This window comes from Lacihabitans soyangensis (assembly GCF_024343775.1).
Taxonomy (GTDB): domain Bacteria; phylum Bacteroidota; class Bacteroidia; order Cytophagales; family Spirosomataceae; genus Leadbetterella; species Leadbetterella soyangensis.
This window is the reverse complement of the sequence record NZ_RJUF01000042.1, coordinates 1-23,304: the sequence shown is the minus strand read 5'-3', so window position 1 is coordinate 23,304 and position 23,304 is coordinate 1. Positions and strand designations below refer to the sequence as shown.

At 35.2% G+C, this 23,304-nt stretch carries 18 protein-coding genes; 6 read left to right on the top strand and 12 right to left on the bottom strand.

Going from position 1 to position 23,304, the window contains the following annotated elements; genetic code table 11:
* The first annotated feature begins 639 nt into the window (after positions 1 to 639).
* Together EGI31_RS12755 and EGI31_RS12750 are read left to right on the top strand one after the other, a co-directional pair.
* On the top strand, positions 640 to 1,341 hold the full coding sequence (locus EGI31_RS12755) for a peptidase associated/transthyretin-like domain-containing protein (protein WP_255037618.1): 702 nt from the start codon (positions 640 to 642) through the stop codon (positions 1,339 to 1,341).
* A 110-nt stretch (positions 1,342 to 1,451) separates the two neighbouring features.
* Complete coding sequence (locus EGI31_RS12750; RefSeq protein WP_255037617.1) at positions 1,452 to 1,790, top strand: avidin-fold protein; 339 nt, start codon at positions 1,452 to 1,454, stop codon at positions 1,788 to 1,790.
* A 28-nt stretch (positions 1,791 to 1,818) separates the two neighbouring features.
* Here the strand turns inward: EGI31_RS12750 and EGI31_RS12745 are convergent, their stop codons facing one another.
* The 6 genes from EGI31_RS12745 to EGI31_RS12720 form a co-directional block, all read right to left on the bottom strand.
* On the bottom strand, positions 1,819 to 3,315 hold the full coding sequence (locus EGI31_RS12745) for an ATP-binding protein (RefSeq protein WP_255037616.1): 1,497 nt from the start codon (positions 3,313 to 3,315) through the stop codon (positions 1,819 to 1,821).
* Positions 3,316 to 3,319: 4 nt separating this feature from the next.
* Positions 3,320 to 4,456: an FIST signal transduction protein gene (locus EGI31_RS12740; protein ID WP_255037615.1), complete on the bottom strand. Its 1,137-nt coding sequence runs from the start codon at positions 4,454 to 4,456 to the stop codon at positions 3,320 to 3,322.
* A complete protein-coding gene (locus EGI31_RS12735; RefSeq protein WP_255037614.1) occupies positions 4,457 to 6,958 on the bottom strand; it encodes a PAS domain-containing hybrid sensor histidine kinase/response regulator in 2,502 nt (833 codons plus the stop codon).
* On the bottom strand, positions 6,958 to 7,500 hold the full coding sequence (locus EGI31_RS12730) for a heme NO-binding domain-containing protein (protein ID WP_255037613.1): 543 nt from the start codon (positions 7,498 to 7,500) through the stop codon (positions 6,958 to 6,960). The genes EGI31_RS12735 and EGI31_RS12730 overlap by 1 nt, the downstream gene beginning before the upstream one ends.
* Positions 7,501 to 7,512: 12 nt before the next feature.
* Positions 7,513 to 9,456, bottom strand: a complete 1,944-nt coding sequence (locus EGI31_RS12725) for a tetratricopeptide repeat protein (protein WP_255037612.1) — start codon at positions 9,454 to 9,456, stop codon at positions 7,513 to 7,515.
* Positions 9,457 to 9,526: 70 nt separating this feature from the next.
* A complete protein-coding gene (locus tag EGI31_RS12720; protein WP_255037611.1) occupies positions 9,527 to 10,276 on the bottom strand; it encodes a DUF4184 family protein in 750 nt (249 codons plus the stop codon).
* Positions 10,277 to 10,324: 48 nt separating this feature from the next.
* On the opposite strand from EGI31_RS12720, the gene EGI31_RS12715 reads away from it, so the two are divergent.
* From EGI31_RS12715 to EGI31_RS12700, 4 genes are all read left to right on the top strand, one after another.
* On the top strand, positions 10,325 to 11,467 hold the full coding sequence (locus EGI31_RS12715; protein ID WP_255037610.1) for a response regulator: 1,143 nt from the start codon (positions 10,325 to 10,327) through the stop codon (positions 11,465 to 11,467).
* 31 nt (positions 11,468 to 11,498) lie between these two features.
* Positions 11,499 to 11,780 (top strand): STAS domain-containing protein, encoded by a 282-nt coding sequence (locus EGI31_RS12710; RefSeq protein ID WP_255037609.1) that lies wholly within the window; start codon positions 11,499 to 11,501, stop codon positions 11,778 to 11,780.
* Between the two features lie 13 nt (positions 11,781 to 11,793).
* A complete protein-coding gene (locus tag EGI31_RS12705; protein WP_255037608.1) occupies positions 11,794 to 13,026 on the top strand; it encodes an oligosaccharide flippase family protein in 1,233 nt (410 codons plus the stop codon).
* Positions 13,027 to 13,245: 219 nt separating this feature from the next.
* Entirely contained in the window at positions 13,246 to 13,608 is a 363-nt protein-coding gene (locus EGI31_RS12700; protein WP_255037607.1) for a response regulator, read from the top strand.
* Between the two features lie 187 nt (positions 13,609 to 13,795).
* Here the strand turns inward: EGI31_RS12700 and EGI31_RS12695 are convergent, their stop codons facing one another.
* From EGI31_RS12695 to EGI31_RS12670, 6 genes are all read right to left on the bottom strand, one after another.
* On the bottom strand, positions 13,796 to 16,711 hold the full coding sequence (locus tag EGI31_RS12695) for a glycosyltransferase (protein ID WP_255037606.1): 2,916 nt from the start codon (positions 16,709 to 16,711) through the stop codon (positions 13,796 to 13,798).
* A 3-nt stretch (positions 16,712 to 16,714) separates the two neighbouring features.
* Positions 16,715 to 17,773: a hypothetical protein gene (locus EGI31_RS12690; protein ID WP_255037605.1), complete on the bottom strand. Its 1,059-nt coding sequence runs from the start codon at positions 17,771 to 17,773 to the stop codon at positions 16,715 to 16,717.
* Between the two features lie 155 nt (positions 17,774 to 17,928).
* A complete protein-coding gene (locus tag EGI31_RS12685; protein WP_255037604.1) occupies positions 17,929 to 21,051 on the bottom strand; it encodes a putative glycosyltransferase family protein in 3,123 nt (1,040 codons plus the stop codon).
* A 228-nt stretch (positions 21,052 to 21,279) separates the two neighbouring features.
* Complete coding sequence (gene rnhB, locus EGI31_RS12680; protein WP_255037603.1) at positions 21,280 to 21,864, bottom strand: ribonuclease HII; 585 nt, start codon at positions 21,862 to 21,864, stop codon at positions 21,280 to 21,282.
* A gap of 112 nt (positions 21,865 to 21,976) precedes the next feature.
* Entirely contained in the window at positions 21,977 to 22,930 is a 954-nt protein-coding gene (locus tag EGI31_RS12675) for a DDE-type integrase/transposase/recombinase (RefSeq protein WP_255036611.1), read from the bottom strand.
* A gap of 2 nt (positions 22,931 to 22,932) precedes the next feature.
* Positions 22,933 to 23,241 (bottom strand): helix-turn-helix domain-containing protein, encoded by a 309-nt coding sequence (locus tag EGI31_RS12670; RefSeq protein WP_255035463.1) that lies wholly within the window; start codon positions 23,239 to 23,241, stop codon positions 22,933 to 22,935.
* Positions 23,242 to 23,304 lie beyond the last annotated feature (63 nt).

Sequence of the window (23,304 nt, the reverse complement as noted above, 5' to 3'; positions counted from 1 at the left end):
GGGAAGTCTAAAACCTTTTGCTGCTAAACCACCGCTTTCATCTTTGTCAACAATCTCCGAATCCTTACATGAGAATAATGTCATCATAACCGTTGACAACAAGAAATAAACCATAAAACTTTTCATAATATTTATTTTTAAAAGATTAATAAAAATTGTGCTTCCATAAAGGAGGAAAAGCGATAGCCTATCAGTAAAGACTGATGCCAGTGTGTATTTGAAAATATTTTCATGAAATAGGAAAAAGATCCATTTCTAGCATGAATATAGGGGGGGGGAATTTATATTTCCTAATATTTTTTTGGATACTTTAAAGTAATCTAACCGTTGTTTGTTTTTGGGTAATTATTTATGAAAAACAATTTAAATACCTCATTTTAAATGTTTTAAAATAACAACGATGCCCTTTAATCATTTTTTTACTGCAAAACATGGAGCGAAAAATTAGAATTTAATATCAAAAAAGGAACTAATAATTACCTAGAGCCAATTGTCTTTATAAATATCTGACTTTCAACTATTCTAATGAAGAATTACATATCAAAAGTGTAGGAATTTTAATTTTGGACAAAGTACTAAAACTAAAGCATCCATCGTTTTTTGGTGAAACTATTTCTAAACTTTTATAGCCCTATAAATATGAAAACTCAAATTTCATTTTACGCACTTACTATTTTACTGTTTATTAGCTTTCTGCCTTCGACTTCCTACTGTAACACTCGAAAAATTAATATTTCTGGAATCGTTATAGACGCAGAATCCTTAAAACCATTGGAAAACGCTAATTTGTTTGATGCCAATGAAAACCTTATTGGTGTTTCTGACTCAAAAGGGTATTACAATGGAATTATTGAAACAAACGAAACCGGCGAAATAACTTTCAAAATTATAGTTAAAAAAGCAGGCTATAATTCATTTGTTCAAAACGAACATTGGGGAAACCTTTCAGGTGAACTAAATGCTATCTATTATTTTGGATTAAAAAGCAATTCATTGAACAGTACTTTTCCTTTTTCTGAATTATCTACAAACATTTCCAACAATAATTATGAATCTGTAAAATCAGGTTTAGAAGTTGTATTAGAAAAGTTGAATTTTGATAAGAAAATTGAAAATTTGAAAAAGGGTAACAACCACATATTTTTTAAGTTGGACGGAAAATTCTACATTATAAGTAACACCGGCTGGATTGATCTAAAGTCCGATAATGAGCTTGTTACTATCAATAAAGGCACGAGTATACGGGCTAACGAATTAAACAGCCGAATAAAAAGAAATCAAATAAAACACATGACTACCACCAATAAAGAAAATGTCTCGGTGGAAATATTTACAAAATAGGTTTTGAAAAGTTCCTAAAACTTCATGCATGTAATACGGAGCAATATTTCAAGAAACTCGTTGTTTAAGAATTTTTGTTTAGATTTCAGAAGCCAAACTGTTTTTGAAAAATGATTGACTACAACAACAAAAAATTCAGACCTTTTGCCAACACCGAAAACGGGGATACTGATGCTGAAACGATTTTTGAATACAAGCAAACTGGAAACGTTCTGACCTCAGATTATTCCGGTGGAAAAATTGTCTCTGGCCATTTGATTGGTGTTGTGGATGACCATGGAAAAATCGACATGCGATATCACCACATCAATATCGAAGGTGAAATAATGACGGGCATTTGCAATTCTACTCCCGAAATACTTCCAAATGGCAAAATAAGACTGCACGAAAAATGGCGTTGGACTTCGGGTGATTGCTCAGATGGCGAGTCCGTTTTGGACCAGATATAGAAAACAAATAAAGTATTAATAACTAAATCTAAATGGCTTTTTTTATAGCATCAAAAAGGTCTTTTGGATTAAATGGCTTTGTAAGATAATCGTTCATTCCCGAGCTGTAAACTTCTGCTTGCGTATCGTTTGATACCGATGCTGTTAAGGCAATGATGTGCGTATTGATTCCATTCTCTCGAATTTTTCTTGTTGCTGTTATTCCATCCATAACGGGCATTTGAAGATCCATCAGAATAACATCGTATTTGTTTTCTTTTGCCTTATCAAATGCCACCTGACCATTTTCAGCGTAATCAATTAGTACTTTCCAATTCTCCATCATTTTTTTAGCAACAATCACATTGAACTTTACATCTTCTACCAGGAGAACCTTTATGCCTTCAAGTGAATCTTTTTCGGTAAACTCGCCATCATTTTGTATGATTTGCACTTTCTTATCTTGTTCGAAAGGCAGGGTGAAATAAAAACTAGAACCTTTACCAAAAACACTTTCTACATGAATATCACTATCCATTAATATCAGTAGTTTTTTGACAATCGCTAGGCCAAGGCCTGAGCCACCATGGACTCTTGTTATATTAGAATTGGCCTGTGTAAAACGCTCAAATATTTTTTGGATGTTTTCCTTTTCTATGCCTATACCTGTATCCTCAATAGCAAATTTCACATAACTTTTGCCTTCGATTTCTTTGGCTAAAGAAATGTTGATATCTATGCTACCATTATTTGTAAATTTGATGGCATTCGAAACAAGATTATTCAGTATTTGTCCTAAACGAAGTGAGTCGCCGAAAACAAAATCTGGTATTCCCTCACCTATATTGAAATTAATCTTATTTTGGTGTTCGTCTGCCTTAAATTTATTCGTAGCCCTAACATCTGACACCAATTTTTTTAAGGAGAAGGATTTGTTTTCAAATTTGATTTTGCCATCCTCAATTTTACTAAAATCCAAAATATCATTGATGAGGTTAATTAGGTTCAGGGCCGAAATGTGAAGTGTGTTTATGAATTCTTCCTGGTGAGGCAGATGCTCTTCCTGTTTTAAAATATGAATATTACCAATTATAGCATTTAATGGTGTCCTGATTTCATGACTCATTACCGAGAGAAAATCTGATTTTGCCTTGGCCGCTTTTTCGGCATTTTCCTTGGCCAAAACTAATGTTTGTTCAAGCTCGTTCTTTACATTTATCTGGGCATTCAAAATATCTATAATCTCAACCAAATCATCTGAGTCCTTGAGACCCGATGCGTTTTTTTTATCTAAAACTGTAAGTGCTTGCTTTACTTTTTCAATAGACTCTTTCTTTAAATCATTCTCCTTTTTAAGATCGTTTAAAACATCCTGATATTCCTTTTCGCTGATTTCAAAAGCATGTTCGGTTATTTTTTTATCTCGTTCGTAAGAGTCATAAGATGCACTTACCATTTTAATAATGGTGGCAAATTCTGGATTACTCAATGCTTCAATCCCTAAATGCTTTGTGATCTGTTTTTCTAAAAGAGGATGTATTTGCATATTTTTAAATTTCTTTAAAGGAGGTGATAGTCATAGTTTGATTCTGTAGTTCACATTTCTGAGATTTTACTAAAGGGGAAATTTCTCCGTAAGAATAAAACCCCGACACTGCAGAGTCGTTTCCAAAAATTTCTTTAACTATTTCAATCTCCTCTTCAACTCTGTCGTTAAGAATTAGTTTTCTGCCGACGCAACTAATTAGTATTGCAAGGTCTGGTTTTTCGAAATCAAAAGATACGGACTGACTTGCGGCGTTACCGGAAGCCTTAATGATTTTATCAAAATTTGCTTTCATCAGTCTTACTCTGCTACCCTCTGGCAGGTTACCAGCAAAAGTCATGGACTGGTTTTTCTCGTCTATCGATAGAATTGTTCGCACGTTTCTGATATTCTGCTCCTCAGTTGAAATAGATAATGGGAAAAGCAATGCTGACCCAGGAAGTTCGTCGGCATAAGAGCCTAGGTATTGCTTATATAATTCTAGTGCGTTTTTGTTGTCGAGTTCGAACAATACATTTTTCTCTGAGCGTGTAATTATCCTCTCAGGACCGAACTCATCCCAACCTCCTAGTGAACCATGTCCAATGTGAATATGATCGCCATAAAAACCAATCAACACGACATTGCCAGCTTGAAGATTTGCATTTAAACCAACCAATGTAGATTCGAACCTAGAGCCATCGCCAGCTAATCCTCCTGTGACGAGTATAGCGTTATTGTTTTGGGCATTTATACCATCTAATAGTTCAGTGCCATTAATTAAGCCCCCGTCAGAAATTATGAAACCATATTTTAGATTTTCTTTAGGCAACTGACCAAAAAGGTCCAAACCTAGTTCAAAACTATTTTGATAATCTTTGATGTTGGCAACCTTGCTTACATGAGGGGTGTTTTCTAGTTGAATGGCCGTATATGAAAGTTCTTCGTCATAAAAAGCATAATTTGCTATCTCGCCAGACGTAGAAGCCGAGATTAGCTCTGCAGAAGGATATTCCTGCCGTATATTTTCTATTAGGCCTAAGGTAATATTTTGTTTACCTCCAAAAATTAAAACTATTTGACATTTGTCTTTATCAAAACCTTCGTGACTAAATACTACTTGTGCAGCATTATTGGCCAATATTTTTTGTTCTATCTTCATCTAAAAATTATTGAATTCTTCTTTAACCAATGTATACATTTGAGGGAAATTTGTCAAAAAGACATCTATTTGATTCTCAATTTCTTGGGTAATCCCACTCGTTTTAATACCAGTTTCTATACTTTTTAAAAGTAGCTCGGTATTTTGTAGTCCAACCATTGAGAAAGAAGGCTTCATTTTGTGTGCTAAACCACCAATCTCAGACCATTTTTTTTCTTCTAAAAGTACTTTAAATTCTTCAATTTGAGGCTCAATTTCTTCAATAAAAGTTTCAAAAACTACTTTTTTGAAATCAACGTCATTGCCAAAATAATCATTTAGACTTGATTGATTAATTTGATTGTCAATTAGTTCTTCCTTCATTTTGTTATTATTGGCATTTTCTTTATTTTTCTCTATTTCTTTATTCAGGTATTTATTTAAAGTTCGCTTTAGTTGATCTGGGGTAAAGGGCTTGGTTAAAACTCCATTCATACCTGCCTCGGAAGCCTTATCTTTTTCGATAACCATTGCTGAGGCTGTTAGTGCAACTATTGGTGTTTTTTGATTGGGCCCAAATTCGGACCTTATAGAAACTGTAGCCTCATATCCGTTAAGGTTTGGCATTTGAATATCCATCAAGATGAGATCAAACCTCCGTAATTTGCTTATCCTTACGGCCTCTTTGCCATCAAATGCATAATCATAGTTGATATTCCATTTGCGAAGTAGGGTGCTCAAATACTTTAAGTTCAATGCATTGTCTTCTGCAATCAAAACATGTATATTACTAAATTGCAAAACCGTTTCGTCAAATTCCTTTTCGGCGTTTTTATTTATTTTCTTTGATGTAAGCTCTAAAGGCAGCTCAAAGAAAAATGTAGTTCCCTTGTTTGGCACTGAGTTAAGTCCAATAGTACCGCCTTGAAGTTCTATCAATTCTTTAACAATTGCCAAGCCTAAACCCGTGCCTTTTGTTTTTGAAGAATTTTTGTCATGTACCTGTTTAAATTTCTGGAAAACCATTTCAGCCCTTTGTTGATCCATGCCCTGGCCTGTGTCCTCTACAGAAACTTGTATCATATAGATATTTTCTTCAACCTTGTTTTTTAATTGAGCTGAAAGTTTTATGTAACCTGTGTCAGTAAACTTTTCGGCGTTGCTAAGTAAATTATTAAGAATTTGATTGAAAATAAGCTCATCACCTATGACCAAGACATCGATTTGAGGATCTAGGTCTAAAATCACCTTTACGCCTTTACCTTGAGACTTCAGCTCATAAGTGCGATGTATAGATTTTAAAACACCTACAATATCAAATTCGGCATTCTTAATTTCAACTTTCCTTGCTTCGATTTTTGCCATATCGAGCACGTCAGAGATGAGAGCATGCAGAAAATTGGCCGAGTTTTTAATTATGTCTAGGTATTCTATTTGCTCAACTGAAGGATTCGTGTCGTAAAGCAAATGAGCCATTCCTATGACGGCGTTGAGCGGTGTCCTTATTTCATGACTCATATTAGCCAAGAACTCTTGCTCCGCCATTTGGGAAGCTTCGGCTACCTCTTTGGCCTCTGCCAGTTCGGTTTGTACGCGTTTCAAATTAGAAATATCATAATGAATTCCAACAGAGCCTGTTACTTCACCTTTTTGATTAAAAATTGGCCCTCCGCTTATTAATACCCATAGTCGTTGTCCATCTTTTTTAATTATTTGTACCTCATATGCCGATATTTCACCTTGTTCTCTTTTCAAAGATTGATTGTGCATAACTGACTTGAACTCATCGGGTAAAAATATTTCCTCTGCTGATTTACCAATCAACTCGTTTTCGGTGTAGCCTGTCATATTACATAATGCCTGATAAACTCTAGTTATTATACCATCATTAGTCACTTCCATAAACCCAAGGTTCATGTTCTCCATTATAAGACGGTACTTTTCTTCATTGAGTTTTAGCTCTAATTGTGCAGAATGAATATCTGAAATATCTCGTGCCATGGCTTTTAGTCCATTGAACGTCAAGGCACCATCGGATTCCTTGAATTCTAATTGGAAATTTTGGCCAAGCCATATAATGTCACCGTTTTTCTTTTTTGCAGGAAACTCTAGATAACCTTGTGATATTTTTTCTTTTAAACATTTGATGATATAATTCTTTACAGTTTCTTTGTACGAATCGTCCACTAATTCTAAAAAAGTTTTCTCTGACAATTCTTGAAGAGAATATAACATTAAATGACAAGCAGCTGGATTAACATAAACCAATTTAAAGTTAACATCAACCTCATAAACTATCTCGTTGGCCGATTCAACCAATTCTTTGTACCGGGCCTTACTTTTTTCTAAATCAGCAGTTCTCTTTTTAATCTGATTCTCGAGATTTTCGTTCAACTTTTGCAAGTCAACGTTGGCCCTGTAGAGCTCTAATGCCTTCGCTTCCAGGATTCTTTCTGCCTCCTTTCGTGATTGGCGTTCTCGCTCAATTCTTCTTTTGAGTAAAAGAATGTCCTCCGATTGCATTATTTTGTTTTGGTGATTATGAACTCCACATTTTTGCCATCTTCTGACAACTGGTTTTTCGAAATAGTGGCTTGCTCTTTATAATGAGCTAAACACCCTTTAATTAGCCCTACTGCCAAGTCTCCCATTTTTCGCTCCGATGAATATATCATTTTAAGATTATTCTCATCAATTAAGCTAACCTCAAAATGCGGCAATTCGGCATCTGGGTAAAGTTTTTTTACTTGGACATGAATGTTTTCTTCAATTGCCAAAAACATATCAAATGCATTGGTGATTCCATTAAACATCTGACCATAGGCCTTATTAAGTGACCCAAATAAATACTCTCCAAAAACCTCATAGAGTACATTAAGGGGTATGCCAGAGTTGATATGAAGGTTATGTACCAACTGAATCATTTCATGACTTGAATAAGTACCTACAGCTGTATAGCTACCATTTGAAGGTAATTCAGATTTACTGATAATATCATCTACAACAGCATAGCCAAACTTGTCTTCCACCATCTCTAAAAACTCTGTAAAAACTATTCCTTTCATATAATTTAAAGATTAAAAAGTATGTTTATTAATTATATATCTAGCATTGATACCCCATTCATTGTAAGTGAATCCTTGTACACTGGAGGCTGCCGAGTTTGACCTTAAAAAGTATAACATAGCCATACCTCTGGGCGTTACTTTTGTGCCTACTTTTAAATCAAATCGATAAATACTCTGAAATTTTTCAATTGATATTTTTTGATACCCAGCAGCCAATGTTCCTTGATATAAAATTTTAGCTTTGGGATTATTGAAATTTTCAGAAGCTAAAAATAGCTCATAATTTCGAAATTTGTCAGGGCTAAAATAAATTGTTGGCACTTGGTTTTTAAATCCAAACCCTCCGTAGTTTATTCCTGCCTTTAAAATAGGAGCATCAGACACCAAATAATATAGCGAAGAGAAAATCAAACTTCGCGTATTTTGGTCTGACATTTTGGTGAGGATTACTTGACTATAGAGGCCTATTTTACTTGGAAGAAACAAATTGTAGTTCAAGTTCAGGTTTTGTTGCTTCAGATTTTTGCTAATTAGTTCGGCGTTAAAGGTTTGAATTTCTTCTCTGTAATTCAATTCAGCTGTTTGATATTTTCCTAGTTTCCATTCTGTGTTTACCTCCGCGGTAAATCTTTTAAGATTGTCTGATTGAATTACACCCACAGATCCTCCATATTTTAAAATTTCATTCTGACGGTGCGAAGCTCCCACCATAAAGGTGTTAACAGCTATATTTTCGCTTTTCTTGTTAATGTTATAAACGTCTCTCTGATAAAAACTTAGGAAGGTTTTTGTAAGTGGGCCAGGGTCAAGATTGAGTCTCAATAAATAATTTTTTGAAGCGTTTTTCCCGTTATCTTGGCTAAAGAAAACATTAGATATAATTGTAGGATCATGACCACTATAAAGTTTATCCAAAAACCGTACAGCGTCTGCTTGTCCAGGGTAGATCTGGAGTGTTTTGTTTACGTATTCAAAAGAGTGGTTATTCAAACCCATGGCATAGTTGGCATCGGCATAGCCTAGGTTTCCTTCAAAAGATTTTGGATTGATTTCTAAAAGTTTCAAGTAATAATTTGCACCGTTTTTAAAACCTTTGCTCCAAATGCTGAGTCTACCTTTTGTGGCAATAATATCTTCTTTATATTTTGGGTAATTGCTTTCTAAGCTGTCAATTTCAATAAATGCCTGTTTGAATTTTTTGTTCCAACCTAATGCGTTGATTCTGGCAACTTTTGCTTTGACAATTTCTGAAGAATCAGCAAATTCAACTGCCTTTTGAGCCCAAGACAGTGCCTCTTTTAGCTTTTTTTGTTTAAATTTGACTTGAGCTATACCTATTGCTGCATCTACTTTTTTTGAGGGAATATCTAATAAAGATTGATACCTTTCAATGGCTTTTTGATTTTCTTCCATCAATCCGTATAGATTTCCTATATTGATGACTGCATCCAAGTCTTTTGGGTTCTCCTCTAAGATTTTGATTAAATACCCTTCGGCCTCACCTAGTTTGCCTATTCCTATCAGCTTCGATGATTTACCCAGTCGCATATACTTCCTACTGACCAATGCATTGCCATTTGTAGGTTGAATTTGCAATGCCTTCTCAACATACACTAAGGCTGAGTCATAATTTTGGAGTTCTGAATAAGCATTGGCCAAGCCCAAATTGGCCGAAAAATTAGCCGTGTCCTTTTTAGCTAGGATTATATACTTTGACTTGGCTGTTTGAAAATCTTTACCCCACATGTAAGCCTCCGCAATATTCAAGTCCACTTCAAAACTTTCTGGGGAATCCTTTTTTAATTTATTAAAAATTTCTAAAGCTTTATCTGGCTTCCCTGAAAGGCCTAAACCCCTTCCATAACAAAGTAAGGCCGTTGGATTATTTGGGTCCGATTTTAGATGATTTTCAAAAAAAATAACAGCCTCGGAAAACTTACCTGTTTCTAACATTTGAAAACCCGGATTCAAGGGATTTTGCCCAAAACATATTTGCAATGAGAATAATAATAAAAAAAAGACATTAAAAATGGACCTCATTGGGTTTTGGATAAAATATAGAAAGCAAAATTAAACCATATAAAAAAGCACCGATTGATACCACAACAACTTGCCCCAAAGGTTTTTCAGCTGGCACTCCGACTAAATATCGACAGAAAATAATGGCTAAAGTCACTAAAAATAGACAAAACCAAAATTTCCATTTATTTCCAAAGCCTTTAAACAAAGTCAAGATATTGGTTCTTAACAAAATAAACCACAAAAACCATGCTAAACCTATTATTGAACTGATAATTTGTAAAATGGAGTAAACTGGCAAAGTAAACGCAAACAATTGCAGCTCTTTTTGCAAAAATTGAAAATAAAACGGTGACACATAGTTAGGCTCATGTGTGATATTGTCCCAAGCAAAATGCGTAAAAATGCCTAAAAAAACAGAATAAAAAACCTTGAGAAAATTATTTCTAAAGTATTTGAGCCAATTGAGTTTATAAAATTTGGCATATTTTGACGAAATGGCATCGGGCAAAAAAACAATCAATGCATCTCGCACCCATAGATGAAATACCAAAATAAGAATAATGGAAATGGGGAAGTCAAAAAAGAATATGCCATTAAAGGTATGTCCCCAAACACCAAAAAGAGTTATTCTCAAAAAAAATTCAAAATCAGGAACCATACTTCCCATAATTAATCCCGATATTGAGAAATATTTTCTCAAGTACCTATGAAAAGGCACAATTGCAAGGACATGAGAAAGAGTAAATGGCATACGTGGTACAGTTTTTGATTACAAATAAACTAAATCAAATCCAGAAATATGAAAATTTTGGCGGCAGATGACCAACCTATTATTTTAAAGTCATTAAAACTAAAGCTGGAACAAGGCGGTTTTGAGGTTTTTGGTGCTTCTGATGGTAATGAAGCCCTAAAGGTTTTTGATGAAGAAATGCCCAATTTGGCAATACTAGATTTGAATATGCCTGAAAAGTCAGGTTTTGATGTAATTAAGTACATCAGAGAAGTTGCAAAATCAAGCATTCCAATCATTATAATGTCGGGTAACGACGATGAGAAAACGATTTTGGAGGCTTTTAATTTAGGGGCTGATGACTACATTGAAAAACCGGTAGGGCTAAATGAAGTTGCTGTAAGGGTAAGACGGCTTTTGAAAATGCCTATTATGGCCTCCTCGAATCTTGAAGGTCAAAATTCCAACTCTGGCATAATTCAAAAAAATGGAATAGGTGTAGTAATTCCGTGCTATAACGAAGAAAGCCGGCTGAAAACAGCTGAGTTTTCTAATTTCGTAAAAAATAACCATGGCTATTTATTGTGCTTTGTAAACGACGGAAGTAAAGACAATACGCTAAACGTTTTGAAAGATTTTGAAAAACAAAACAATGGTAGTGTCGTTGTTTACGATTGTGAGAAAAATGGAGGTAAGGCTGAGGCAGTTCGTCTTGGTATTTTACATCTTTTAAAAGACAAATCGCTAGATTATATCGGTTTTTTAGATGCCGACCTTTCAACCAATTTTGATGATTTTGAAGATCTGGCTAAAACAATATCAGGTTCGAATTATAAGTTGGTGGCGGGATCAAGAATTAGCCGAATGGGGGCCAATATTATTAAACAGTCTTCAAGGGGTATTATCAGTAAAACAATCAACTTTATTATTCGGAAAATACTCGGGATGGAGTTTCAGGATACCCAATGTGGGGCAAAAATAATGACCCGAGATGTAGCTGAAAATCTATTTAACCAACCTTTTTATACCCGTTGGATCTTTGATGTTGAAATTTTCCTTCGGATGAAAAAACATTTTGGGGCAGACAAAGTACAGTCTTTGATATCCGAGCAACCCCTAAAACGTTGGGTTCATGAGGACGGATCTAAACTATCGATGAAAGATTCATTTAAGATTATTGGTCAGCTGTATACCATCTACTCAAAATACTAAATAGCCTTTCGAGGTATTTCCTTTTAAAATAATGAATAACGTAATCTCAATAACTGGTGACTTCACGACAGAGAAAGCTCTGGAATGGAAAGAAAAATTAAATGCACTGGCTGTAAATTCTGACTCTTTAAAGATAGATTTAACTGAAGTATCAGATGCGGACATAGTGGGAGTGAATGCTCTTGTAAGCTCCCATAAGGTTCTTTCTGATAAAAATGGCCAACTTCAGATAGTGCTTAAAAAAGGAAGTAGGATGGCCGAAATGCTACATTTAACAAAATTCACCGCAATTTTTAAGACCACAGAAATTTAGATCCAACAAACCTATGGCAGAATCAAAAAAAAGCCTTGTTGCCGATGGTACTTTCTTGTTTTTTAGTACATTAGTTGTCAATGCTGGCAATTATTTGATTAATCTTCTGCTTGGTCGTTGGCTTGGGCCAGCGGATTTTTCAGAGGTAAGCCTGTTGGTTACGTTCCTATTGATGATTTCTTTTTTTGCTTTGGCGTTTCAGCTCACTGCTGCCAAGTTTACAGCAACTTATGAAGCACTAAACCCTCCAAAGTCATCCTTTCAGCTGATGATATTCCTAAATCAGAAAGCCATAAAAGCAGGTATAGCCATAGCTGTGGTTTTTATTTTGCTCCTTTACATTTCAAAGCACTATTTTCATTTAGAATCCGTAATACCTTACATTATTTTTGGTGTTTCTATGCCTTTTTATCTACTCATGAGTGTAAATAGGGGCATTTTACAAGGAAAACTATCCTATAAAAATCTGGCAATGACCTACCAGTCAGAAATGTGGGTTCGCCTGATATTTACTTTTTTACTGGTTTATATAGGACTACGAGTAAATGGAGTCGCTATTGCCTTATTGTTATCGCTGGTGGCCACATGGTATGTTTCAAAGATTTTCACTTCCTCAAAGGAAGATTCCGAGCCTGTAGATACGAAAACCATAATGTCTTTCTTTAAGGTTGTTCTGGTTTATGAATGTAGTCAAATATTGATAAACAACAGTGACGTAGTATTGGTGAAACACTTTTTTGAACCAACAGAGGCCGGTCTTTATGCCGCCTTGGCATTGGTTGGAAGAATTGTGTATTTTGGTACTTGGACTATAGTTACTTTATTGTTTCCAATGGTTATAAAACTTGAAAAAGAGGGCAAAAACACCTTGCCCCTATTCTTTGGTGGCTTAGGAACGGTAATGACCATAGCTGCTATAATCACTGGAGTTTGTTTTCTATTTCCTGAACTAGTTATTAATATCCTTTTTGGGGCTGAATATCTTTCTGTAGCTCCATTACTATGGAAATACGCTATAGCTACATCCTTATTTGCTGGTTCAAATGTCTTCGTGTATTATCACATGTCACTTGATAGACATTTACCAATCTATCTTTCTATTGGTTTTGGTGTTTTACAGATAGTGTTTTTATACATCTTCCATGCCAATTTCGAACAAGTGATTATGGTGCAAATTGCACTTATGGCCGCACTAATAATTTTAATGATTCTTTATCAATTGATGTATAAAAGGCTGAAAATATGACACTTCTTCTTTTAATTCTAGATTTACAATTTGTAACTTTTCTAGTAAACTAGAAAGGCGGTTGAGTCATTCCTAATTACTAAAATCCAAGAATTCCAATTATTTTTGCTTTAAGCCTGATTTTAGCAATCTATACTTATAAATTCCAAATTTATTGGTTTTCCATTATGATGTTGGTCTAATTTTTGGATAAAGAATTGAAAAAAAAATAATATCAAAATGAAAATTTTAGCTGCTGACGATCAACCTATAGTACTAAAATCATTAACCCACATGCTAAAGGAGGCTGGATTTGAAGTTCATGGTAGTAATAATGGTCAAGGTGCAATAGAAATTTTTGATTCGGAAAATCCTAGCCTAGTGATTATAGATCTTTTCATGCCTATAAAATCGGGGTTTGAGGTAATCGATCACATCAGAAATCTAAAAAAGTCTAAAATTCCGATAATAATCATGTCAGGTATTACCGATGATGCAACCATTCTAAAAGCGTTTAACTTTGGGGCTGACGATTACATAGAAAAACCTTTGGGGCTAAATCAGGTAATATTAAGAATTAAAAAACTACTGAAGCTAACTTAAATATTGGCAAAACGAAAAAAATATTCTTTCGAAAATAATCTACCCTGGCTTGATTGTAAATTAAGAACACAGTACATAAGCGTGACCTCTAAAAAAGTCAACTTTCAGAAACTCTGCCGGTTAAAATCATAGAATTTTGTTCAAACCTAAGACCTTAACATTAAATAGTTTAGCAAATTAAAAAAAGCTATTTCAGCAACTTTTGGAAGTGTAAAGTATACCAATCGGCAAGGTCATTCATCGGCAATGATGCTGCAGCGAAGTAGTTTTGACGGCTAAGTTTTACCCTATACACTTCGTCTTCCAAGACTTTCTGAATAGCATCCGCCAGGCTATCAATAGACTCAGGGTCGAAGAATTCTCCACCATAGCCTTCTTCCTTTACAAGCATGGCTAAATCACCAAGATTTGGCATAATAGCGGCTTTACCATAGCTTCCTGCTTGATGAAGCACCCCGGAGCTACCTGTAGTAGAAGTGTAAGGAAACACCACAACGGCACTCTCTGAGAAAATGCGAGGCACGTCTTCCTCTGCGACATAACCCGTAAACCGCATTTGAGCAACATGGCCATATTGTTTTTCTACACCATCAAGATATCCGGGAGTATTTGGGCTATCAGTACCAGCTACGACTATCTCTATATCTAATGAGGTTCTTTTTCTTATAATTTCCACTGCCTCTATCATGGCTTCTACCTTCTTATAGGTGCCAAATTTGCCAAAAGCCATCACTTGCAAAGGGCCCTTTGGTAAATCAAAACTAGGCATGGGTGGTATTTCAAAGCTACCATGAGGAATCAATGCCACGTTTTTAGCTTTATACTTTTCTTCTAATATTTCTACATACTTGGGAATAGTAACAGCCAACAAATCAGCCGATAATATAAATTTAGTCAGTATTGTACCTATTAAATTATAAACCTTTGCCAGTAATTTGTTTTGGGTTATTCCAGCAGCATTGAGGTCAACCTGTTCAAGAATATTGTGCAACAAAACCACGGATGGGTATCCCGAGAGCTTGGTTAATAATGGAGATAGTAAACCTAAAGCAGCTGGTATTTTTTTGTCGCCAAAAGACAAAAACTGTATATTGTAAAGGACTATGTCAGCCTTAGATTTTTTAACTGCTTTTAATATTTTGAGTGGATTAGACCAAAGATTAAAGTCCCATACTTGGTAAGAATCGGTTTCTACTTGGCCATCTGGGAAATTAAAGGAATTGCCTTCTGGAAGTATGTCAGAAATGATACTGACTTTGGCGTAGTCGTTTGGCTTATTTCTAAAATGGTTGATGAGATAAAAACCATACTCATTCAGTGTTCTTTTGCTCGGTGGATAGCTTGAAACTACAGCTATGTTCAACTTTTTTTTCATTTTTGATAATTTATTTTTACCGAAAACTTTGCTAAGAAAGCGATTATTTAATGTCTTTAGTGTCTTGTATAAAAAATGTATAATTTCATTTTTTCTTAACCAACTCAGTACAATAATCACTCCAAATAATATGTAAGAATATACGAATTTAGGTATAAAACCAAAAAAACTATCTGGCCGAAATTCAGAATTATTAATGATTATGTCAGAAGTTTCCTTTGTTTTGCCATTTGAATCAATCAACCCAAAGTGTTTTTGTGGCTCTTTCTGCCAAGGCCACCTTCCTGCAACATCTGACGAAACCTCCTTGAAGTCATAAAGGGTCCAATAAAACCCTGGAATATTTTCTTTAATAATTGTTTTGGAAACATCGCTTATTTGGCCAAAAGTAGAATTTTTAGGATTCCATATTGGAAAAATCAAACTCTGAAAGTCAGATTTGCCATATTCACTAACTACCAACTGTTTACTACCTATTTTCGATCTTAAGATATCAATGTCTGACTTTAGAAACTTGGCATTTTTATAAAAATGGAAGGAAACAAAATCAAGTTCTGACGACAAAAAATCAGCCTTATCAGCGGTTGCCCAGCCAATCGTAACAGGAGTGTTTGGATCATATAACTTAGCTTTTTTTACAATAAAGCTTAGCCATTGATTAACCAAAACAGAGTCTTGATAATTGTAGTCAATGTCTGGTTCGTTTTTTAAATCATAAGCCAAAAGAGCTTTATTATTTTTTAGTTTAGTTAAGATGGTTTCGAGTTGCCGGTCTGTTGATGTAAAATTAAACAAGTTGAAATCGGAATTGAAGTCGAAAAGAGTTAGAACGACACCTATTTCATTGTTCTCTGCCACTTTCATGAGATGGCTAAGCCTTTCCAACATTTCAGGAATAACATTTCCTTTGCCAAATTGCTCGTAGTTAATGAAAATCCTAACTGCGTTGAAGTTTAGGTTTTTTATAAGTTTGATGTCTTTTTCTACTTGTAAGGAATCATAATTGATCCAAAAGTTTTTAAAAGGACTGGCCTGTGGATAGTAGTTTATTCCTTTGGCAAGTTTTAGTTTGTTTAATCGACTATTTTTAAGTTTCTCGTTTAATATTTTAGTAGTATTTGCTAAAGAGATTTTTGTCTCAACTCTTTTCATATTATGAATTCTCCAATATCCATCCTCCAAAATCATAATCACTTGATAAGAGGCTGAGTCTTGGTCAAAGAGCATATTTTTTCTATCTCTATCCCAAACTCGCTCGGCATGTTCGCTTTCAAAGTCTGTGAATGCTACAATTTGGCCATCTGCAGAATAATAACTGAGTTTTATGTTATGGCTGAGTTCGACCTGTTCAACTAAATGATTTTTAGATTCATCTATTTTGCTTTTAATTTTTGACTTGGCCAATACCGTAAAATAGTCTTGAATCTGAGCAGTGTCCTTGGTTAAAATGGCAATATTTCTTTGATACAGGGCTCTTACATAATCTCGACCAATCAATTTCCTGGCATAATCTTCCATTGGTCTTTCTAAAGGTTCATCAGGAAGCCAATTTACTCTCGGTGTATAAACATCAGGTAAGTCCTTGACTTCGTTAAATATTTCTGTTTTCTCTCGGCTTACACTTAAAAAAGCCCATATCTGAGCAATTCCGTAAGTAGTAGCTATCAGAAAAGCCAATACTCCAACAAAAAACAATACTTGATATGTCTTTTTCTCGTTTTTGTTCATGCCCTAGAAATTTATCCGTTTTTGTAAGCCTCCCATTGTAACAACTATCTTTCCCCGCTTAAAAATTGTTTTTGGGATTTCAACTTCTGCATATCCATCTCTAATTATTCCTTTTTTAATTATTTTTGACTCCTCAAAAAAAACTGTTGCTTCTTTCCCATCAGAAACCAACTGTCTTAAGGGCCCTATCACTGGTCCAATAGTTAGATATTCGGAATTGGGCCCGAGGTTCACCTTAAAATCGGTTACATAAGGTTTAAAGTTGAGAATGAGCGATTGGCTTTGAATCAAATTGTCAATGTATGCCACCACCGTTAGTTTTCCCGGATAATCAGGATTTTGAATATTCACCGATGCTAAACCGTCCATCGCATAAGTTCTATAAAAACTACTATTTCCTTTCGAATCAATCACCTTAAAACTTATTAAAGTACCATCTGAGACACGATTTCCGTAAAGATCAAAAAGTTCCTTTGTAATTATTTTTAAAAATTGCCTAGAATCAGCATAAAGTATATCTGATTCAGCCTTGATTGAAATTTTACGTGGGAAATTAGGCAGTTCAAGGAGTTCCTTTTCTTTACCGTATGCATTGCCCGAGGTGGTGGAAATTAATGTTTTCCCCTTCCGTGTCTTGCTCGAAATTTTAAGATATCCGATGCCGTCTTTGGTATTTACATTTTTTGAAAATCGTTGTCCATTTGGTCTTAAAATATTGATGTATATAGACGAATTATCCACAACCATGTTATTGTATTGGTCTACTGGCAATACCGTAAACATTGACCAGTGTAAACCGTTATCAGCGGGGATAGATTTTGAACCTACATACGACTCTATCTTTCCATGAGGTTTTAAAGAACTAATAGTTAAAGTTTTAGATTCCACTTTTCTATAATTGCACCAAACTGTAAGAAAATGTTGGCCAGCGTCGCTAAAAAAATCTTTAGATAACGCCATTCCATTTGACAAATCATAAGTCTTAATGCCCCAAGCAGAATTGACCTTAAGTAAACATTGTGGTGTGGCTGCAATTTCAAACTGAAAATTATCACTAGCCATAATATTTGAAGGTAAATTACCCAATAAATTCAACTTTTTTGAATCAGAGGATACAGCTACGGGTTTAGGTTTTAAAACGAAAAAAAAGATTATTCCTCCTAGAAGTAGGAGGGAAAAAAGTACGATAAGCAATTGTTTTAACCTCATTTTTTTCATCAATATAAGGTTGGATTTGCTATGTAACCATCTGGTAGTATACTAACTTCAAATCCATTTGCTTTTACTTTTACTGATACATCTTTAGACTTCTTTTTTAGGACTAATGCATTTGCTAGACCATTGACAAAGAAATCGGCATTGGTTCCAACTTTTATAATCTTTAGTTTATTACTGTATCGCAGAGGAGCATTAAACTCTCTCTTTCTCTGCTGCCTGATTCCATCACGCATAAAGTAGGTGTCTAACCACGCCAAGTCATTATTTTGGTCGGTATAAGTAATCAATAGCTTAGGTACGCTTATTTCCTCTGTACCGTAATTAAGCAAACTTCCAGAAAGTAATTCTCCCTTAACTTTTAAGTCTTGAATACCATAAGACCTGTATAAATCATTTTTGTCAACTACCGACCTTGCGAAGATTTTAAAATCAACTGGTGGAGAACTAAACTTAAAAGGGCTGAATTCATTAGGATTAAATTTATCCGCATTCTTTTTTGTTTCGCGTACATACTTCCACGCCGTAGATTCAAACTCAATTTTAAACGGTATTTTTTCCATTGGCAAAATTCTATGAATAGTGGCATATTTTGCGTTGTAACTAACCAACTTACGCCCATTTTTATCGTATAAATCAGAGCTTATGGTGATATGGGCTGGATAAACGTCGATGTTTTGAAGTTCGCCAATGACGAAATAGCTACTATCCTGCATTACAAGCCTTCCGTTTAATATTTGCAATTCGGGCCTGTCTAATACGTCATCGTGCTGGGTGGGTTTAGTACCAGCTTGACGTTTACCATGACCATGAAGACCTATTTTCTTTTCCTCAATAAACGTATCGGCCGGAATGTTAGAATCAAAACTTGGAGCCTTTATATACCATTTGCCCTTGTGTTTGACAACCAAATGGCTTGCTTTTGTATAATATTCTTCCACGGGGGTAATCCATTCCGCATTGATATAGGCCTCGTATTTTTCGCTGTTGATTTTTTTAAGTTTCACCTTTAAATTGTTCAGCTTGGCATAAGAAGCCAATATGCCATCTTCAACTGATAATTTCACGAAATAATCGTCAAAGGTTGGACTGTCCGTAGGGTCAAAAAAACCATGGGCCGTCTTAAAATATTTAAAATCAATGGCATCATAATAGGCCTCCACCACACTTTGAGGGCTTTGGTGGGGTGAGTACGTTGCAGTTTTAAATGAAACTACCGTGACAATACTCATGATGGTAATTATCCAAAAAATCAAAAATAATCTTGTACGACGCTTCAAATCAGGAATAATAATGTCGTCACTGGAGATGTATTCATCTTTATAAAAATCTTTATTAAGGATTCTCGAATACCATAAGAGTATAAAGTTTACCCCAAAAGCCACAATCAATATTCCCACTGGCATTACACCCCACCACACTTTAATAATTTTTGGCAGGTCTTTTTTGGGCAGAACAGTAGGCAAAGGCGGTACATCTTGTTTTTGCCATACCATTATTCCGTTTTCGAGTCTTTGTACACGCTCCCAGCCAGCAAAATAGAGAATAGGATCATAGAATTTATCATTTGAAAATACGAATTTCAGGAAATATTTTTCTGGCACAGTTAAAAATTGTTGTAAAGAACCAATACCTTCCAAACCCTTAAATTTTGAATTTTCAAGACGTTCTAAGGGCCGGGTGGTCATTTCGGGTAACCGCCTGGCAGAGTGATAGTTGCCATCAACAGACTGTGCCTTAGTTTGGGCAGATAACCACGCCATTTGGTCTCCGAATCCTAGCGTCATATATCGCCAATTTTCATGTTGGTCACGCTCTAAAAACTGCACGATTGGTTTCATGTCAATCGACTTTGGTTGAAGCGGTCTGAAATTACCCAAACTGACAATGAAAATGGTTAGAATAGCGACCACACCACCAATAAATCCGGCAAAAAGTCTATAAAATGTGGTTCCAAACCGATCTCTAAGATATACCCTAAAGTCGCCCTCAATTACGCGATAAAAAAACTCTCCGATAAATGGAAGCCCAATTATAGAAGCCCAAAAAGTGAACCTATCTAAGGTTAGAATGTTGAACGCATTGGCTCCTAACATTATTTTAGGTAAAGGTGTGGTGCCTCCTGTACCAAAAAGTAGCAACAACGAAAATGACAATCCAATGAAAAAGTTTCGGCTGGTCCATACTCTCGAAAAAATATAGGGCAAAAGCAAAAGTTGAATTCCAAGCGGTATTAAAAAAAACATCAAGCCTGACGATGGAACTTCAATAAAAGAGTCTCTTGAGCCATGCGGAATAGACACTTGGGTGATAGGATCTGTGGAAGACCAGTAAAAATAAGGGAATATTAGTAGCATCACAAATGGCACGCAGGCACCGAATATTACTATTTCCTTCCATTTGTTTTTTGCCTCTATTACGATGTCTATTAAACCAAACCGAACAGATGAAGAAAGTTCAGATTTACCAAGATTTGGATTTTCATTTGGCAGTTTTTTATTCTTTTGTTTTTCTATCAAGGAATCCAACACTGCAAGTCCCATTACGGGAGCTACAAAAAATACCATTCCGAAAATAGTAGTTACATGATGTGAGGTAACTCCTACACCCATGATAGTTATGCCAGTGAGAAGTCTATACCATTTGCCGTATTTAATCCACCTATATATTTCGGGAAGTGCGTTTAACAAACAGCTTATGCCCATTAGGGTAGGCACTTGGCCAAACAAATGAAGGGCCTCTAGAATTGATGAACCAAAGCACGCCAAAAGTGCCGCATAACCGGCAGCTCGTTTATTGGTCCAGAGCAAGGAAAAACGATAGACTCCAACTACGAGGAGCTGCATTACTAAAACAGCATTTAGAATAAACCCGCTTCGTAAACCAATGACCTTGGAAAACAAAGCCACAAGCATGTGCACCAGCGGTGGATAGCTAGTTACATTAAAGCCCGTGTACCACCTATTGTCCCATGGTTCAAACCAATTTTTTGCATAGTGATCAGCAAAAAACATGTGTACGTAGGCGTCATAAGTAGAATCTACGGTAAAGAAATAAATAGTGCCATGAAAAACCAAGCTCAATACCATTGCCACAAACAAAAGATTGAATGGTTTTTTTGTCATAATTATATCAAAATTATTTAAATTACTTATTACTAATACCTTGCCTCAGACCATCTGCAAATCAAAATACAGAAAATTATTTTGTTAAAAGCTAAATGCTTGTAAACTATTTAACATTACCATAGTAACAAAGAGTAGGCCAAAGAATTTCTAATTTGGATGCAAATATAAATTTAGTGCAAATACTGAACGAATAAAAATGTCAAAACAAGTGTCTATATGCTGAACCTAACATCGCACCTTGAATGTCAGGCGGTGATGCGGCGTGTAACCGTATTCCAAAATCGCTTTTCTATGAAAAATGGTAGGATAACCTGCGTTTTCGTGCCATTTGTATCTTGGATATTGATTGTGCAAGTCCTCCATTATTTCGTCGCGATAGGTTTTTGCCAAAATAGATGCCGCGGCTATAGAAAGATATTTACCATCACCTTTGATAATGCAAGTGTGCGGAATCATGGGGTAGGGCGTAAATCTGTTTCCATCAACTAGCAAATGCTCCGGTTTGATTTTTTCTGAAATTTGGTCCACCGCTCTGTGCATGGCCAGAAAGCTTGCTTTCAAAATGTTTATTTGGTCAATTTCCTCATTTGAGGCCTCCGCTACTGCCCAAACCAAAGCACTTTTTTCAATTTCCAACCTCAGTTCGATTCTTTGGTCCTTATTGAGTTGCTTGGAGTCATTCAACCATGGATGTTCGTAATCTTTTGGGAGAATGACTGCTGCCGCCACCACTGGTCCAGCCAAACAGCCCCTACCGGCCTCATCAAGACCAGCCTCAATATAGTTTTTGTTGAAATATGGGAGGAGCATTAAAAGACGGTTTTCACATTATTGGTTAGAAAAGTGTGAAAATTTACACAAAAAACCAACCAATAGTTTGATTTGTGGATAATATTTCAAATTATGGGTTATCCAGTAAATATTAGGACACTTTTTTATAATTGACTAAGTTTGATTTCCCCCCTCTAGCAGACTTCATAAACGGGGTTGATTTTAAGTCAACTCCTTTTTGAAGTAAATATTCATAAGGACTGATAAAACCAATACCTCCATGAATTCTTTCAAAGTTATAGAATTCTCTGAATTCGTCTATTGTTCTTTTTGCTATTTTTATATTTTCAAACTCAAACCTCTGACAGACAGTTCTTTCCATAATTGAATGATAAGATTCAATATGAGCATTTTGTTGCGGTGTACCTGGTTTTGTAAATTCCTGTGTAATGCCATTGTTTTTTAGAAAATCTTGCACCACACTTGCTATAAATTGACTACCGTTATCGTTTCTTACTATAAAATTTTTAGGCAATCCAAACTCAGCAATGACCTTTTCAAATAGCTTTATTACATCTTCTTTTTTTATATTGTAAGCCATGTAATGGCCAATATTAAATCTACTGAATATATCTAAGATCGTTAATACTTGCATACTTTTACGTTGGCCACTTACCCAGACATATTTAATGTCAAATTCAAAAAAACTAAACTCTGTCTCCACTTTGGGAATCAAATCTTTTACTCGGTTTCGATTTGATTTTTTACTCGAAATCGGATTGCTTCCTCTAAGTAAATTGTTGATTTTCATTAATTTATAAACATAGTGTTTGCTTATTCTATATTTTTCTTTGTCCACTAAATGACGAAACGTTTTATAAGCTCCATAGTCAACAAAAGGCTTGGCGAACAATAACTTAATACGTCCAACAATTGCTGATTCTGTCACTTCTCTACCTTTAGAATCATATATAGTCGCATAAGGTTTTCTTCCAGCTTTGCCATCTGAGGGTTTATAATAAAATGAACTCTTCGATAATCCACAATGGCTCAAGACGTTTCTAATTGGAAATCCCTGGCTAATAAATTCAATAGCGACTTCCATTTTTAACTCTTTTTCAATTGACTTTTTTTTAAAAGCTCATCTTTTATTCTCAGCTCCAAAGCATTGTCGGCAACTATATTGCGAAGCTCTCGAATCTCACGCTCTAATCGCTTGATTGCTAAATCCTTGTCTGACTTCTTAATTGATTCTAAACCTGACTCTCCTGTCTGATCTAAAATCTTTTCCCAGTTGTAAATAGTTGTAGAGGATACTCCAAATTCAGCAGACGCTGCTCCAATACCTTTTTCTTTGTAAAAGGAAATTATCTGTAATTTCTGTTGCTGACTCCAGCTTTGACGATGCTTACTCATAATGACACAAAATTAAAAGTTAAAACTCTATTTTTGTGTCCTAATATTTATCGGGATGAAATC